We start from the raw sequence: 15,484 nt of genomic DNA, 5'->3' as shown, positions 1-15,484 counted from the left end.
TCGGGAGTAAGTTCGTATGAAGGCTATTAATATCAATGAGTTATCAAAAATCTATAATAGCAAAAGAAATAATGTGGTTGAGGCCCTGAAAGGGCTGTCCCTGTCCGTCGACCCCGGCGAGGTCTTTGGTTTCCTCGGTCCCAACGGCGCTGGCAAAAGTACAACCATTAAATGCCTCATGGGGCTTGTCTGTCCTACATCTGGTTCGGCAACCATCATGGGCGAACCGATAGGGAGCGTTGCATCGCGCGTCAAAGCAGGATTCCTGCCCGAAAATCCAGCCTTCTACGATTATCTCACCGCCGGCGAATATCTTCACTTTGTCGGAAAAACGTTCGGAATGCCTGACAATTTGTTGTCACGGTGTATAGATGAAGCGCTGAAGCTGCTTGAGTTATGGGAGGCACGCAAACGCCCAATGCGTGGTTACAGCAAAGGTATGGTGCAGCGGGTGGGAATCGCCCAAACATTGATCCATGATCCCGAGTTGTACATTTTCGATGAACCCATGAGTGGGTTGGACCCAATAGGCAGGGCATTGGTAAAAGAAATCATTCTTGACCTGAAAAAGAGGGGGAAAACGGTTTTTTTCAGCACGCATATTACGGATGATGTTGAAAAGGTCTGCGACCGAGTTGGGGTGCTTGTTAAGGGGCGTTTAATGGCCTTGGACAGTGTTGAAAACATTATGCGAAGCGGTATTGAAGGGTATGTTGTACAGACCAGACTGGCCGCTGGTAGTCATGATTCGCTGAATAGTTTCATAGTGTTGAGACGTAATGAAATCTTCATAGAGTACCTAGTTCCTACGGAACGGTTTACTGAATTCATGGCGCTGGTGACCCAGAATTCAGTAGAGGTGACACTGATTGAAACAAAACGGAAGGACCTTGAAGCCTTTTTCTTGGATATTGTAAACAAGCAAACCAACTAATTTGCGAAAGAACCGTTTAAGATGTTTATCAACAATAGTATATTTTTTCTGGACTATATTAGGATTCTTCGCCCTCAGCAATGGCTTAAAAACCTGCTGCTCTACTTTCCATCGTTTCTTTCGGGAAGCATCATAAGCATAGAGTATCCATTTCAAGGTGTTATGCCTATTATTGCCTTCTGTATGGGTTCGAGTGCTACCTATATTCTCAATGACATTATTGACAGCGATAACGACAAACACCATCCACGCAAGAAATATCGTCCGATTCCTTCTGGAACAATTTCAAAAATTACAGCAGCCGTTTTGGCCCTATTGCTTCTTTGCGCCGGTTTGACCTTTGCCACGTTTTCGGTTTCAATACGGTTTTCCCTCTATCTCGTTCTTTATCTTCTCGTTTCAACCCTTTACTCCTTGAAACTAAAAGCGGTGCCACTGGTCGACATCTTTTGCATAGCTACCGGTTTTATAATCAGACTCGAGGCCGGAGGCGAAGCGTTTGCTGTACCTATTTCAGACTGGCTCTTTCTGACAGTTTTCCTGCTGGCACTCTTCTTGAGCATCGGCAAGCGCTTGAACGAAAAACTCAATCTTGGAAATGAGGCGAAATGCCACCGCAAAAGCCTCGCCGGTTACCCTGACGGTTTTTTGGATGGAGCCATGTATCTGACGGGAGGTGCCGTACTTGTCACCTATAGCATGTACACCCTTTCCCGAAGCCATTTGTTCTACACGGTCCCCCTTTGCTGCTTTGGCTTGTTACGGTACATCTTTCGTGTTAAGTCCGGCCAGAGTGGCGATCCCACTGAGTCACTGCTGAAGGATGTGCCACTACTCCTGGTGAGTTTGACATGGGCAGCCATCATTGGCTGGCGACTCTATTTCTAGGATTCCAATGCGGACTGCAATTCTGCAAGGCCTTTACAAGCTCTTCCCCTTTGATCTGCATGGGGATTGCCCCGTTTCGCCGGCAAGGGGCGGTATCAGGATTTCCTGCATCATCAATTTCTACGGCAGGCTGAACGTTCTTGAAGGGATTCTCTGGTCTCTGGTGCAACAGGATTTTCCTCGTGAAAACTTTGAGGTCATATTGATCGAAGACCGCGGAGGCACTCCGGAGGGGCGGATTTTGGCTGAAAGGTTTGCCGCGTTCCTTCCCATTGTTTATGCCCCTCTTGACAGGCAGTACGGTCTCATGGGGTATTCCAGAAATTTCGGTCTCGCGCGGTCGCGGGGAGAGATTGTCCTTTTCCTTGATGATGACACGGTTCTGTTACAACCAGAGTTTCTGAAAGTCCTCGATAGTATCTTTGCCGCTAACGGTTCCGCGGATGCTGTGGTGCCCCATGGCCACGCCTCTTATGCGTGCCTCGAAGACCGCTTTGATTATCACGATCCCTGGTTTATGACCAGCCGCTGTACGGCATACCGCCGGGAGGTCCTTCAGGAGCTTAATGGGTTCATGAGTCATTTTGTCGGTCAGGAGGATGTCGAGTTTGTGACCCGCTTCACCATTGCCGGCAAGCGGTCTTTGGAGACAGATGATCTTGATTACTATCACCCGCCGCTTCTGGTCCCTAATACCCGTAAGCCCCGGGCCGTAGGTTTCTCGTTTTTCGGCCTGAAGGGGCGTTACTCTTGGCCGGTTTGGCTATTGCTGCTGGCAAACTGTGCCCGCCATGCGCCGTTGATATTGTTACCGGCGCGGCGTTTCAAGGAGCAGGGGCGCTTCGGCGTAGGTTTCCTGAGTGGCGTTCTTGATGGTGTCCGGGGGAACAAGGAACAGCTGTACGGATGAGCGGATCTGACACTGACTCCACTATGCAACGGGAATAATGAGAAGAGCCTTATGCTGGAGTTCTGCAGCAGTCACCTGAGGGGGTCCACATAATGGGGGTTACGGTCTGCTATGATTTCCAGATCTTCGTGGACCAGCTCTATGGCGGGATTTCGCGGTACATCTACGAACTGGCCCAGAGGGTGAATAGAGCCGACGGATTTTCTTCGAAGGTGCTTGCCCCGCTCTATAAGAACCGCTATCTCCGTCCTGAGGATAGCTTTGTGCGAGGGTTTCCACTGCCGGGGGCGCCGGAGAACCGCCGCATATACCGGGCAGTAAATTGGATCTCCTCTCCGCTGGTGGACCGATTTGCCGGAGCTGATCTCCTGCATGAGACGTATTATCAACTTCGCACAATACCGCTGCGACGCAAGGTGGTGGTGTTGACTGTCCACGACATGATTCATGAACGGTTCCGAGCGCTTTTCCCCTCCAACGATGACACGGTTTTGAGGAAAAAAGCAGCCATACGCCGTGCTGATCAGATCATTTGTGTCTCCGAGAGCACCCGCAGGGACCTGCTCGAGTATTTCGACCTGCCGGAATCGAAGGTCGCTGTTGTTCATCACGGTTTCAATCCGACCTCGGGGGGGGATCTGCCAGCACCCACGACAGTCATGCCGGATCGGCCATTCCTGCTGTACGTGGGAGATCGGAAAAAGCATAAGAACTTTGAAGGATTGTTGCGGGCCTATGCAACATCTCCATGGCTCTCGAAAGAATTCGCTTTGGTCTGTTTCGGCGGGGGGGCGTTTGATGTGGACGAACTCTTGGCGCTGAAGAAGTATGGGGGTAGGGAGGGGAGTGTCGTTTACGCCGGCTGTAGTGATTTGATCCTCTTTGCGCTTTACCGACAGGCTACGGCGTACGTCTGTCCGTCAAAATACGAGGGATTCGGGATACCTCTGCTGGAGGCGATGTATTCAGGATGTCCCGTTGCGTGCAGCAATACAGGCTCTCTCCCCGAGGTGGCAGGTGATGCTGCCCTTTACTTTGACCCCTATGACCCGGAGTCGATCAGGGAGGTTTTAGAGTATCTGGCGTTATCGGAATCAAAACGTGCGGAACTGACTCTTCATGGGCGTAGACGTGCAGCGCTCTTTTCATGGGATAAATGCGCCACCGAAACCATGGCTTTGTACCGCCGGACCCTCGGGGTGTGAGTATGGGGCCTGCTCTTTCTGATAGATAATCGAGGGCGTTGATGTTTTTTCTGGAAGCTTTGTTTCAAAGGACGATGGAGTTTGATTGGTAATGCTCGCACGAAACTATACTTGCGGCACACCGTCGCCGGTGACCTGTGATGACTATGGGAGTGTATCCAGGGAGAACCGCTTGTTGTGCGGAGGAGGGAGGCGGCGGAGGGGGCGTCCGGAGGCTCCAAGGTTCAGCATCATTACCGTGGTCAAGAACGACGCACGCAAGATTGTCAGAACCATTGAAAGCGTCATCGCTCAGGAGTACGAAGACTACGAATACATAGTGATTGATGGCGGCTCATCCGATGACACGCTTGAGGTTATCCGTCGCTATGACGAGCATATAGATTACTGGGTCAGCGAACCGGACCGAGGGATAAGCGACGCCTTCAACAAGGGGATCGCTCTGTCGACGGGTGAATACATCCAAATGCTCAACTCTGGAGATATCCTCATTGATCCCAAAGTACTCAGTTTTATTAGCGATTTCTGTACAAAACCGATAATTACCGGTTTTGCCCGTTTTGAGACGTCTACGGTACCGCCGAAAATGCTGAATAACTCAGATGCTCTCAGGGTAAGATCCATGATTTCGCACCAGGCAAGTTTCGTGCGCCGTGACGTGTATGAGCGGGTCGGGTTGTACAATCTCGATTTCACGATTCGCATGGATTACGAATTCTGGTTGAGGTGTTTACAACTTTACCGCTTCCTTTTCCTGGACCGGATTCTCGTCGACTTTCATGCCGGGGCCAGCATGGAGCAGATCCGTTCCTTCTATCAGGAGGAATTCTTCGCCAACCAGTCTCAGGATGGCGCTGGCATACTGAACTATTTGCGGGTATCTCAGAAGTATCTGCTCAGGAAGGTCTTTCGCCTGTTCGGCAGAAGATATTAGGTGGTTTCACCTATCGAGTCATGAAATGAACCTACTGGTAAACGCAACCTCCGTCGGCACCGGCGCCTTGACGGGAATAGAGCGCTTCGGTCTGCGAATTTCTCAGGAGTTGTGCCGTATCGACCCTACTGTCAGGATTGTCGGCATGCAGGATATTCCCGGCGTACCGAACGTGACCAAGCCGCGGTTGCTTGATTTCGGGAAACGCCTCCTTACCCGCAAGGAATACCTGCTGCGCGCCGTGTGGGACCAGACCGTGTTCCGGTATCAGGCGATCAAGTCCAGGGCCGACGTCGTTTTTTTCCCTATTCAGGACGGGATGCTCCGCCCGCCCATGTCTCAGATCGTTACGGTCCATGATCTCCACTACCGTCATTTCGATCGCAACATCGCCGAATGCAAGGACGAGATCAGCGGCCTGAGAAAGGCCATCTACCGCATCAAGATGCCGCAGATCCTTTCGAATTCCGCTGCGGTAGTCGCTGTCTCGGATACCACCAAGCGGGATCTTGTTGACACCTTCGGCGTTTCCATCGACAAAATTCACGTGGTTTACAACGGGTATGACGAGGAGAGGTTTCGCGTCATTGGGGAGCCAGACGGCGTTCTCCGGAGGTATGGGCTGCTTCGGGGAAGGTACTTCCTCTTTGTCGGCAGTATCCTCAGGCACAAGAACCTTGACCGCCTGGTGCAGGCGTTGGGACAACTTGACGGAGAAATCTGCCTGGTAGTGGCTGGGGTTTGCAAGGATGCTTCCTATCTTCATCAGGTAAAGGATACGGTCCGTAGTCTTGGATTGTCCCCTGAAAGGATCCGTTTTCAGTCCTATGTTCCGGACCAGGATCTTCCCTACCTGTACAACGGGGCATTGGCATTGGTATTGCCTTCTTTGCACGAAGGGTTCGGGGTTCCACTGGTGGAGGCCATGGCCTGCGGAACCCCGGTGATCACTTCCAATACCTCCGCGATGCCTGAAGTTGCCGGTAACGCGGCTTTATTCGTCGAGCCGTGCAGCGTTGAAAGCATAGCCGGAGGTCTGCGGGAAATCGCTGCCGATTCTGGGCTGAGGGATCGGTTGAGAATGCGTGGTTTCGAGAGAGCGAAAATGTTTCGCTGGTCCTCTTCCGCAAGAAGATTGTACTCGCTGTGTCAGTCGGTGTGCGCTCAGGGAGCCTCCTGATGGAGTCACTACCTCTTAGTAGAGCGAAGGTGCTTACGTGAAAATTGTCATTGTCGGGGCCGGTCCCACCGGACTTGGCGCCTCATATCAACTTCATACACGTGGCTTTTCTGATTGGCAGCTTTTTGAACGCAGCAGCCATGTGGGGGGTCTTTCCGCCTCTTTTGTTGATGAAGCGGGCTTTACCTGGGATATCGGCGGACATGTCCTTTTCTCCCACTATGACTATTTCGACAGCGTGGTTGATGAGGCCCTGAATGGGGCGTGGTATGAACACCAGCGAGAGAGCTGGGTTCGACTTCTGGAGTCGTGGATCCCATACCCCTTCCAGAACAATATACGCCATCTTCCACCAGCTGCCCTCAATGAGTGCCTGGAAGGACTCAAGGCACTGGCCGGAGACCCGCGAGCTGCCTCCAATTTCAGCGAATGGATGGATACCGTCTTCGGTGCCGGAATCGTAAAACATTTCATGGAGCCCTACAATCGGAAGGTCTGGGGAATGCCTCTTCACGAAATGTCCCGAGAATGGATCGGCGAACGGGTGAGTGTCGTGGATCTCGTCCGCATCGAACGAAACATCGCCGAAAAAATCGACGACGTGAGCTGGGGGCCCAACAACACCTTCAAATTTCCCCAGAGGGGAGGGACTGGTGCGATCTTCACCGGCATTGCCCGCCAGTTTCAGCACCACATCTCCTCATCCCATGAACTGGTGGAAGTGGACCTTGCCGCACGCAATATCGTATTCACCAACGGTCGTCAGGAGTGCTACGATACCCTTATCACCACCATCCCCCTCGACATTTTCATCGACCTCTGCCGGGACGTGCCGGAGGAAGTGCGAGAGGCTGCACGCAATCTTGTCCACAACAGCGGTCTTATCGTCGGCATTGGCGTTGAGGGCGAGAGGCGCGACAGTAAGTGCTGGATGTACTTCCCCGAGGACAATTGCCCCTTCTATCGAGTAACCAACTTTCACAACTACTCGCGGTGGAACGTGCCTAATGGCGACACAGGCAGTTTCTTTTCACTCATGTGCGAAACAACATATTCTCCCCATAAACCGGTCAACCGCGAGGGGATTGTCGAGGCGACTATTGAGGGACTGGTCAATACGGGCATGCTCTCTGACCGCGAGCGAAAGCGGATCGTAAGCCGCTATTTGATCGACATTCCTTATTCCTATCCGGTTCCTACGGTGAGAAGAGATGCTGCGCTCTCTGTCATCAATCAATTCTTCGAATCTTACGGAGTCTATTCCCGCGGCCGTTTCGGTTCCTGGAAGTACGAGGTTGGGAACATGGACCACTCGTTCATGCAGGGTGTCGAGGTGGTAGATCGCATTCTGACCGGTGTCGAAGAACGGACGTTCTTCGGTCGCGTCTGAAATCAGTGCGTTGGGCATGACGGTTTCGAAACTATTTCTTAAACAGGCTGATCATCTTGTGGGACGGATAATCGCCTCGCTTCTACCCGTCCCTCCCCATCATGATGTTCCTTCCCGTCCGCAGTCGGTCCTCATTATCCGCCCTGGAGGCATTGGCGATGCGGTGCATCTGGTGCCCGTTGTGAGGGCTCTGCGCCAATGTTTCCCCGAGCTCACCATCGACATTCTCGCGGAACGGCGCAATGCCGGCATCTTCGCCCTCTGCCCTGGAATCCGCTCGGTACGCTGTTACGACATCCCTTCGGAATTTTGCGATGCCCTCAGGCGTAGATACGATGTTGTCATTGATACGGAGCAGTGGCATCGCCTCTCGGCCGTAATGGCACGCATCGTCCGGGCCGAAACCAAGATCGGCTTTGCATCCAACAATCGCCGGCGTCTCCTTACCCATCCAGTCTCTTACAATCAGGATGTCTATGAAGCTGACAGCTTCAGACGTCTCCTCGCCCCGCTCGGATGTGATGGGGAAGGGGAGGTAGTTGCGCCGTTTCTTGCAGTTGCGGGCCGGGATGCCGAAGTCGCTGACAGGCTGCTTGCCGCTCTGGGCGGAAGGCCGTTTGTGGCTTTCTTTCCCGGGGCGAGCATTGTCGAGCGCCGTTGGGGGGGGGACAGGTTTGCTGAACTGGCGTCTCGACTTCGGAAACGGATTGAGGTTGTTGTCGTCGGTGGAGCGGTTGATCGGCAAGATGCTGCAGTTATTGAGCGGTCTGATGTGCTGAACTTTGCAGGCATCACCAATCTCGCCGAAACCGCCGCCGTTCTCGCCCGCTCGTCTCTTCTCGTCAGCGGTGACTCCGGCATCCTCCACATCGCCGTTGGCCTCGGTGTTCCCACCGTTTCCCTCTTCGGTCCGGGGAGGGAACAGAAATGGGCGCCCCGGGGAAAAGATCACATTGTTATCAACAAACATCTTTCCTGTTCTCCCTGCACCACCTTTGGCTATACACCAAAATGTCCCATTGATGCCCGCTGCATGGCGGAAATAACCGTTGACGAAGTTGAGGATGCGGTATTGACTCTTTTGGCGCGGGGAAAATGTGACGCACATCAATAAAAAGCCTTGACTTCTTTTGAGTCAGTTGATATTTAGATAATCCGCTTTGCATGAAGGCACGTAGCTCAGGGGGAGAGCGCTACCTTGACACGGTAGAGGTCGGCGGTTCGAGACCGCCCGTGCCTACCATTCAAACTGCTGGTGTGGCACTCAACGTAAGGGGCATCGAAGGTTCGATGCCTCTTTCTGTTAAGGGGTATCTTTATGGGTGACGTCAAGGTTAGGTTGCCGGATGGTTCGGAAAGAGTGCTCGCTGAAGGCTCGACCGTGCGTGATTTGGCTGCTTCGATCGGTGCTGGTCTGGCCAAGGCCGCAATTGCTGGGAAGCTGGATGGCACTCTGGTGGATATTGCTACGCCGCTTTTTGACGGTGCAGCGGTTGAGATCGTCACGGAAAGGTCTCCTGAGGCCTTGGAGATAATCCGGCACTCAACGTCACATCTCATGGCTCAAGCCGTGAAGCAGCTTTTTCCTCAGGCAAAGGTCACTATCGGTCCGGCCGTTGAAAACGGATTTTATTACGATTTTGATATCGATCACCCCTTTGGTCCTGAGGACATTGAGAAGATAGAGACCCGGATGGGGGAGCTTGCCAGGACGGGTCAGAAGATCGAGCGGCAGGTGGTCTCAAAGGGTGAGGCGCTCAAGCTTTTTCGGGACATGGGAGAGAGCTACAAGGTTGAGCTCATTGAAGCAATTGATGGCGACACGGTTTCCCTGTACCGGCAGGGGGATTTCGTCGACCTATGTCGCGGTCCCCATCTTCCGTCCACGTCTTTATGCAAGGCTTTCAAGTTGACCACGCTTGCTGGTGCCTACTGGCGCGGGGATGAGAAAAATAAGATGCTTCAGCGGGTCTACGGAACCGCATTTGTGGATAAAAAGGAACTTGATGCTTATCTGGAGCGCCTTGAGGAGGCCAAGCGCCGCGATCACCGGAAACTCGGGCGCGAACTTGACCTCTTTTCATTTTCGGATGAGGTTGGCGCCGGTTTCGTTATCTGGCATCCGAAGGGAGCGATGCTTCGTACCGTTCTGGAGGATTTCGAGCGCAAGGAGCATCTGAGGCGCGGTTATGATATCGTGGTTGGGCCACAGATACTCAAGACCGAGCTTTGGCAACGTTCGGGGCATTATGATAACTACCGTGAGAATATGTATTTTACTGAGGTTGAAGGTCAGGGGTTTGGCATCAAGCCGATGAACTGCTTGAGCCACATGATGATCTACAAGTCTCAGCTCCGTAGCTATCGTGATCTGCCACTCCGTTTTTTCGAGCTCGGAACGGTGCATCGTCATGAGCGCGCTGGCGTTCTTCACGGTCTTCTCCGGGTCAGATGCTTCACTCAGGACGATGCACACATCCTCTGTACCCCTGAACAGTTGGATGCGGAGATCAGGGGGGTCATCTCGTTCGTCAATGATGTGATGGGTATCTTCGGCTTCGAGTATGAGATGGAGCTCTCGACTCGTCCTGAAAAGTCCATTGGTTCCGATGAGGACTGGGAACGGGCTACTGGAGCCCTGTTGGGGGCACTGAAGGCTTCGGGTCGGTCATATGAGATCAATGAGGGTGATGGCGCCTTCTACGGTCCAAAGATAGATATCAAGCTGCGGGACTCTCTTGACAGAAAGTGGCAGTGTGCTACAATCCAGTGCGATTTTACGCTCCCCGAACGATTTGATCTGACGTATGTTGACGCGGATGGAGAGCGTAAGCGTCCTGTTATGGTACACCGGGTAATACTCGGTTCAATCGAGCGTTTCATTGGTGTCCTCATAGAGCACTTCGCCGGGAATTTCCCGCTCTGGCTCTCGCCGGTTCAGGCAATAGTTCTGACTGTGACCGACAGCCAGCTGTCTTACGCATCAGAAGTCTTCGAACTGTTGCGTTCGCTGGGTGTAAGAGTGCTGAAGGATTTCCGCAATGAAAAGCTCGGCTACAAAATCCGCGAAGCACAGTTGCAGAAAATTCCCTACATGCTTGTCATTGGTGATAAGGAAGTCGAAAGCGCGACGGTGACTCCCCGGTACCGGAACGGGGCGAACCTTGCTGCCATGAAGCCGGAAGAATTTGCCTCGTTTGTTTCAGATGAAGTGAAAAGCTTTAAATAGGAGGTGGAGCCATAGCTAAGCCTACAGTAAATATCAATCAAGCCATCAGGGCACGTGAAGTTAGGGTTGTTGGTGCTAACAGCGAACAACTCGGGATCATGCCGCTTCATGAGGCTCTGTCGCTTGCTGATAGCCAGCAACTGGATCTTGTTGAGGTTTCACCGACGGCGGTGCCGCCGGTCTGCCGGATCATGGACTATGGCAAGTTCAAGTACCAGCAGAGCAAGAAGATGCAGGAAGCAAAAAAGAAGCAGACGCATGTTCAGTTGAAGGAAGTGAAGCTGCGTCCGAAGACCGATGAGCATGATCTGCAGTTCAAAATCAAGCACGTCAGGCGCTTCATTGAGGAAGGCAATAAGGCCAAAGTGACGTTAGTTTTCCGCGGCCGTGAGATTACCCACACCGATATCGGTCTGAAGGCCCTTGAGCGGGTTGCCAGTGAGTTGGATGACATCGCTGTGGTTGAGTTCAAGCCTAAAATGGAAGGCCGTAGCTTGTACATGATTGTCGCCCCGAAGGGGAAGAAATAGTAAGTTTATTTTATTCACGCATAAAAGGAGAAAGCAATGCCCAAGATCAAGACCAATCGTGGCGCTGCCAAGCGTTTCAAAAAGACGGGAACCGGAAAGATCAAGAGAAGTCACGCGTTCACGAGTCACATCCTCACCTCCAAGACGAGAAAGCGCAAGCGTCAACTTCGGTCCGGCGCTTTGGTTGCTGCTGTTGATCAGAAGAACATCGCAAAGCTGATCCCCTACGTGTAGTTAAGGGGCATGATTTCGTCCGCGAACCGTGAGGAAACGTCTCCCCTTGCGGATCCGGCGCAATACCAGAGAAAAGGAGTAGTAAATGCCAAGAGCAAAACGTGGATTCAAAGCGAGACAGAGAAGAAACAAAGTTCTCAAGTTGGCAAAAGGGTACCGTGGGGCAAGAAGCAAACTGTTTCGGAGCGCAACAGAAGCGGTCGATAGAGCCCTCAACTATGCGTTCCGTGACCGCAAGGTCAAGAAGCGTGATTTTCGAGCCCTCTGGATAACCCGAATAAATGCCGCCTCACGACTCAACGGACTTTCCTACAGCAAGCTTATTTTTGGGCTTAAAAAGGCGAGTGTAGAGATCGACCGGAAGGTCTTGGCAGACTTGGCGGTTTCCGACCCGCAAGGGTTCGCAGAGATTGCAACTCTCGCAAAAGCGCAGTTTTAATCAAATATTCGGATAAAAAAAGAAATGGAATGCTAAGCGTTCCATTTCTTTTTTTATAGAGGTCAACCTAAATGAAGGAACAACTTGATCAACTGCTTCAGTCCGCTCTACAGGAGATAGCCGGAACGAAAAGTGAAGATGCTTTGCAGGAGTTGCGCATCAAGTATCTCGGCAAGAAGGGGGCTCTCACTGCTCTCATGAAGGGACTCGGTACTCTTCCCGCGGAAGAACGTCCGGCTGTGGGGCAAATTGTCAATACGGTCAAGATGCAATTGGAAGCGAGGCTTGACGATGCATTGGCTTGCGTCAGGGAGGCTGCCAAGAAGGAGCGCCTGGAAACTGAACGTCTTGACGTAACCCTGCCGGGGCGTCGCGTGGGACGTGGAACTAAGCACCCAGTTTCGTTGGTGATCGAGGAAGTTTCCGAGATTTTTGCAGGTCTGGGCTTTCAGGTAGCTGAAGGTCCGGAGATCGAGCTCGATTTTTATAACTTCGAAGCGCTCAATTTTCCAAAAGATCATCCTGCCCGGGATATGCAGGATACCTTTTTTGTTGATGATAACATCCTTCTTCGCACGCACACCTCTCCGGTACAGGTGCGAACCATGCTCAAGCATGCACCGCCCGTCCGGATCATTTCGCCGGGCACGGTTTACCGGTGTGATTCCGACGCCACTCATTCACCGATGTTTCATCAGGTTGAAGGATTGATGGTGGATAACGGGGTGACGTTCGGTGACCTCAAAGGCATTTTGACAACCTTCGTCAATCAATACTTCGGGAAAGGGACGGGGGTTCGGCTCCGCCCGAGTTTTTTCCCTTTTACTGAGCCAAGCGCCGAGGTTGATATTGCATGCGTAATGTGCCGCGGCGCTGGGTGTCGAATCTGCAAACAAAGTGGATGGCTGGAGATCCTTGGGGCAGGAATGATCGATCCTGAAGTATATCGACACGTTGGCTATGACTCTGAGAGTATTTCGGGGTTCGCCTTTGGAATGGGGGTCGAGCGTATTGCCATGTTGAAATACGGAATAGGTGACATGCGCTTGCTCTTTGAGAACGACGTGCGTTTTCTTTTGCAATTTTAGATAGAAGCGGCAATTGTCTGTGGAGATTGTTTAACAAAACTACTGCGAGTGAGATTATGATCATTACGTATAACTGGCTTAAGGAATTTGTCGACTGCGACCTCTCACCGAAAGATTTGTCAGATCTTCTGACCCTGCTCGGTCTTGAGGTCGAAGCAATGCGTCATGTTGGTGGTGACCTAGACGAAGTCGTAGTCGCTCTCGTTGAGGCTAAGGAAAAACATCCGAATGCAGACAAGCTGTCGCTCTGCAAGGTTAACAATGGAACTGGTATCCTGGATGTAGTGTGCGGGGCACAGAATTTCAAGGCAGGAGATAAGGTGGCTCTTGCCCAGGTCGGCGCACTCCTCCCAGGCGAATTCAAGATCAAGCGTTCAAAAATCAGAGGCGAAGAATCGTGCGGAATGCTCTGCTCGGAAAAGGAGCTGGGCCTCTCCTCAGAATCGTCCGGCATCATGATTCTTCCTGAAGATTTGCCGCTTGGCGTGCCCCTTTTTGAAGCTCTCGGGCTTAAGGATACGATTTTTGAGATTGGTCTGACACCAAATCGTGCTGACTGTTTAAGCGTTGCGGGGATTGCTCGGGAGATCGCGGCAAAGCTCGGACGCAAATTCAATCTTCCCGAGATAAAAGTTCGAGAGTCAGGTAAGGAGGTGCACGAGTATGCCACCGTGGCGGTCGAGGCACCGGATCTTTGCCCCCGCTACACGGCGCGCTATATCAGCGGGTGTACAGTCGCGCCCTCGCCAGCTTGGCTCGTGAGACGCCTGGAAGCCGTTGGCATGCGATCAATCAACAACGTCGTTGACGTAACCAACTATGTGTTGATGGAGTATGGTCATCCGCTTCACGCTTTTGACGCCGATTGTCTTGAGGGTGGCAAGATTATTGTTCGTCGTGCTGCAGATGGGGAGCAGTTCACGACGTTGGATGGACAGGAGAGGGTGCTAAACGATTCTGACCTGACTATACGCGACTTACGGAGGGGTGTTGCTCTCGCCGGAATCATGGGGGGAGAGAATTCCGAAATTCAACAATCGACGGCGAATATTTTACTTGAAAGTGCCTATTTCAACCCCTCGGCGATTCGCAAGACTTCGAAGCGGTTGGGGATTCATTCGGAATCTTCCCATCGTTTTGAACGGGGAGCTGATATTAACATCTTGCCACGTGCCCTTGACCGGGCGGCTTCGTTGATAGCGGAACTTGCTGGCGGCAGCATTGCTCAGGGGATGATCGATGAGTATCCGACGAGTATTGCACCTCGAGCCATCGATTTTAGAGTAGAACGGTGCAATGGATTGTTGGGCATCATCCTCTCTGCAGAAACGATCAGAGATATTCTTGAGCGGCTTGGCTTTACCGTGGACGAGGTATGCGCGGGGCAATTTAAGGTGACGGTTCCAACCTCTCGAGTCGATCTCGAGCGTGAAATCGACCTGGTTGAAGAGGTCGCCCGCATGAACGGCTACGAAAAGATTCCGGTTACCATGCCTAAGGCGCGCGTTTTTTCCGACAGGCCAACCCGCCACCAAAGGTTTGAGCGGCGGCTCCGATCGCTCATGGTGGGGAATGGGTTTACGGAAATTATAACATTCAGTTTCATGGCCCCTGCCGTGCTTGACAAACTTCTTCTGGATGCCTCGGATATCCGGCGAAATGTGGTTCGCCTTCGTAATCCGCTGGTCGATGAGCAGTCAGTCATGCGTACGACGTTGTTGCCGGGAATGCTGGAGGCCGCTGCTGCCAACATTAACCATCGTTCGCTTGACCTTCGCATGTTCGAATTACGTCGGATATATCAGCCGGTTGCCGGTCAGGAGTTGCCGCACGAACCACTTTATCTGGCGGGGCTAATCACAGGGTTAAGAATTCCTGAAAGCTGGAACGAGGCAAAGAATTCCACCGATTTTTATGATGCCAAAGGAGCTGTCGAGATCGTCTTGGATGCGTTTGGCGTATCTGCGGCAACATTTTCGGCAACGGCGGTTGATCCCTTTTATCACCCGGGTAAGAGCTGTATTGTGAGTTCTGCTGGTGAGGCGTTGGGGACACTGGGAGAGATACACCCCGACGTGCAGGACAATTTTGGTATCAATCAAAAGGTTTATTATTTCGAACTCAATTTTGAGAAGCTCTTGGCGAGAGTTTCAGAAAAAGTTACGGTGAGGGCTCCATCGAGATTTCCTGATACTTTCCGTGATATAGCAATGCTCGTTCCGGACGAGATACCTGCTGCACGTGTCGTTGACACAATTGCGGGTTTAAAGATACGAGAGATAGAATCATCATCAATCTTCGATCTCTACAAGGGGGCTTCGATTCCTTCTGGATTGAAGAGTCTCGCTGTCAGGGTTCGCTACAGGTCTTCAGAGAAGACGTTGACCGACGACGAAGTTGGCGTGCTTCATAACCGTGTGATAGGCTGCCTGGTGGAAAAGTTGGGCGTGACTGTGAGGTAAAAACAGGTTGATTATCTTTCAGCGCTGTGATATAAAACCAAACGCCTTAGGTGAACGGGCT

Annotated in this window: 14 protein-coding genes and 1 tRNA gene; all 15 read left to right on the top strand. The window is 52.1% G+C overall.

Annotated elements, in window-relative coordinates; all coding sequences use genetic code 11:
• The first annotated feature begins 16 nt into the window (after positions 1–16).
• The 15 genes from GPICK_RS08555 (at position 17) to pheT (ending at position 15,423) form a co-directional block, all read left to right on the top strand.
• Positions 17–934 carry an ABC transporter ATP-binding protein gene (locus GPICK_RS08555; protein WP_039742227.1) on the top strand — a complete coding sequence of 306 codons (918 nt, stop codon included), beginning with the start codon at positions 17–19 and terminating at the stop codon, positions 932–934.
• Between the two features lie 21 nt (positions 935–955).
• On the top strand, positions 956–1,822 hold the full coding sequence (locus GPICK_RS08550; RefSeq protein WP_039742224.1) for a decaprenyl-phosphate phosphoribosyltransferase: 867 nt from the start codon (positions 956–958) through the stop codon (positions 1,820–1,822).
• Positions 1,823–1,829: 7 nt separating this feature from the next.
• The gene (locus GPICK_RS08545; RefSeq protein WP_052263365.1) at positions 1,830–2,732 is read left to right on the top strand and encodes a glycosyltransferase family A protein; all 903 of its coding nucleotides are present in this window, start codon (positions 1,830–1,832) and stop codon (positions 2,730–2,732) included.
• 92 nt (positions 2,733–2,824) lie between these two features.
• Positions 2,825–3,937, top strand: coding sequence for a glycosyltransferase family 4 protein (locus GPICK_RS08540; protein ID WP_039742221.1), 1,113 nt, complete (start codon positions 2,825–2,827; stop codon positions 3,935–3,937).
• Between the two features lie 238 nt (positions 3,938–4,175).
• The gene (locus tag GPICK_RS08535) at positions 4,176–4,871 is read left to right on the top strand and encodes a glycosyltransferase family 2 protein (RefSeq protein WP_158414165.1); all 696 of its coding nucleotides are present in this window, start codon (positions 4,176–4,178) and stop codon (positions 4,869–4,871) included.
• A gap of 25 nt (positions 4,872–4,896) precedes the next feature.
• Complete coding sequence (locus GPICK_RS08530) at positions 4,897–6,051, top strand: glycosyltransferase family 4 protein (protein WP_039742219.1); 1,155 nt, start codon at positions 4,897–4,899, stop codon at positions 6,049–6,051.
• A 37-nt stretch (positions 6,052–6,088) separates the two neighbouring features.
• Positions 6,089–7,441 carry a protoporphyrinogen/coproporphyrinogen oxidase gene (locus GPICK_RS08525; RefSeq protein ID WP_039742216.1) on the top strand — a complete coding sequence of 451 codons (1,353 nt, stop codon included), beginning with the start codon at positions 6,089–6,091 and terminating at the stop codon, positions 7,439–7,441.
• 16 nt (positions 7,442–7,457) lie between these two features.
• Entirely contained in the window at positions 7,458–8,555 is a 1,098-nt protein-coding gene (locus tag GPICK_RS17000) for a glycosyltransferase family 9 protein (protein WP_084201387.1), read from the top strand.
• Between the two features lie 54 nt (positions 8,556–8,609).
• A tRNA-Val gene (locus GPICK_RS08515) sits at positions 8,610–8,684 on the top strand.
• 75 nt (positions 8,685–8,759) lie between these two features.
• Positions 8,760–10,670: a threonine--tRNA ligase gene (gene thrS, locus GPICK_RS08510; protein ID WP_039742210.1), complete on the top strand. Its 1,911-nt coding sequence runs from the start codon at positions 8,760–8,762 to the stop codon at positions 10,668–10,670.
• 11 nt (positions 10,671–10,681) lie between these two features.
• Positions 10,682–11,200 carry a translation initiation factor IF-3 gene (infC, locus tag GPICK_RS08505; RefSeq protein ID WP_039742207.1) on the top strand — a complete coding sequence of 173 codons (519 nt, stop codon included), beginning with the start codon at positions 10,682–10,684 and terminating at the stop codon, positions 11,198–11,200.
• Between the two features lie 36 nt (positions 11,201–11,236).
• The gene (gene rpmI / locus GPICK_RS08500; protein WP_039742205.1) at positions 11,237–11,434 is read left to right on the top strand and encodes a 50S ribosomal protein L35; all 198 of its coding nucleotides are present in this window, start codon (positions 11,237–11,239) and stop codon (positions 11,432–11,434) included.
• Between the two features lie 85 nt (positions 11,435–11,519).
• Positions 11,520–11,873 (top strand): 50S ribosomal protein L20, encoded by a 354-nt coding sequence (rplT, locus tag GPICK_RS08495; RefSeq protein ID WP_039742202.1) that lies wholly within the window; start codon positions 11,520–11,522, stop codon positions 11,871–11,873.
• 71 nt (positions 11,874–11,944) lie between these two features.
• Positions 11,945–12,961, top strand: coding sequence for a phenylalanine--tRNA ligase subunit alpha (gene pheS / locus GPICK_RS08490; protein ID WP_039742199.1), 1,017 nt, complete (start codon positions 11,945–11,947; stop codon positions 12,959–12,961).
• Between the two features lie 56 nt (positions 12,962–13,017).
• Positions 13,018–15,423 (top strand): phenylalanine--tRNA ligase subunit beta, encoded by a 2,406-nt coding sequence (gene pheT, locus GPICK_RS08485; protein ID WP_039742196.1) that lies wholly within the window; start codon positions 13,018–13,020, stop codon positions 15,421–15,423.
• Positions 15,424–15,484: the final 61 nt, after the last annotated feature.

The sequence above is a fragment of the Geobacter pickeringii genome, from assembly GCF_000817955.1.
GTDB classification, from domain to species: domain Bacteria; phylum Desulfobacterota; class Desulfuromonadia; order Geobacterales; family Geobacteraceae; genus Geobacter; species Geobacter pickeringii.
Note: the sequence above shows the minus strand (reverse complement) of the source record. Positions and strands in the feature narration are given on the sequence as shown.

What these genes read in the sequence shown, in the direction of transcription:
- GPICK_RS08555 (WP_039742227.1), top strand. Translation starts at nt 17, where the DNA reads ATGAAGGCTATTAATATCAATGAGTTATCAAAAATCTATAATAGCAAA.
- GPICK_RS08550 (WP_039742224.1), top strand. Translation starts at nt 956, where the DNA reads ATGTTTATCAACAATAGTATATTTTTTCTGGACTATATTAGGATTCTT.
- GPICK_RS08545 (WP_052263365.1), top strand. Translation starts at nt 1,830, where the DNA reads ATGCGGACTGCAATTCTGCAAGGCCTTTACAAGCTCTTCCCCTTTGAT.
- GPICK_RS08540 (WP_039742221.1), top strand. Translation starts at nt 2,825, where the DNA reads ATGGGGGTTACGGTCTGCTATGATTTCCAGATCTTCGTGGACCAGCTC.
- GPICK_RS08530 (WP_039742219.1), top strand. Translation starts at nt 4,897, where the DNA reads ATGAACCTACTGGTAAACGCAACCTCCGTCGGCACCGGCGCCTTGACG.
- GPICK_RS17000 (WP_084201387.1), top strand. Translation starts at nt 7,458, where the DNA reads ATGACGGTTTCGAAACTATTTCTTAAACAGGCTGATCATCTTGTGGGA.
- thrS (WP_039742210.1), top strand. Translation starts at nt 8,760, where the DNA reads ATGGGTGACGTCAAGGTTAGGTTGCCGGATGGTTCGGAAAGAGTGCTC.
- rpmI (WP_039742205.1), top strand. Translation starts at nt 11,237, where the DNA reads ATGCCCAAGATCAAGACCAATCGTGGCGCTGCCAAGCGTTTCAAAAAG.
- rplT (WP_039742202.1), top strand. Translation starts at nt 11,520, where the DNA reads ATGCCAAGAGCAAAACGTGGATTCAAAGCGAGACAGAGAAGAAACAAA.
- pheS (WP_039742199.1), top strand. Translation starts at nt 11,945, where the DNA reads ATGAAGGAACAACTTGATCAACTGCTTCAGTCCGCTCTACAGGAGATA.
- pheT (WP_039742196.1), top strand. Translation starts at nt 13,018, where the DNA reads ATGATCATTACGTATAACTGGCTTAAGGAATTTGTCGACTGCGACCTC.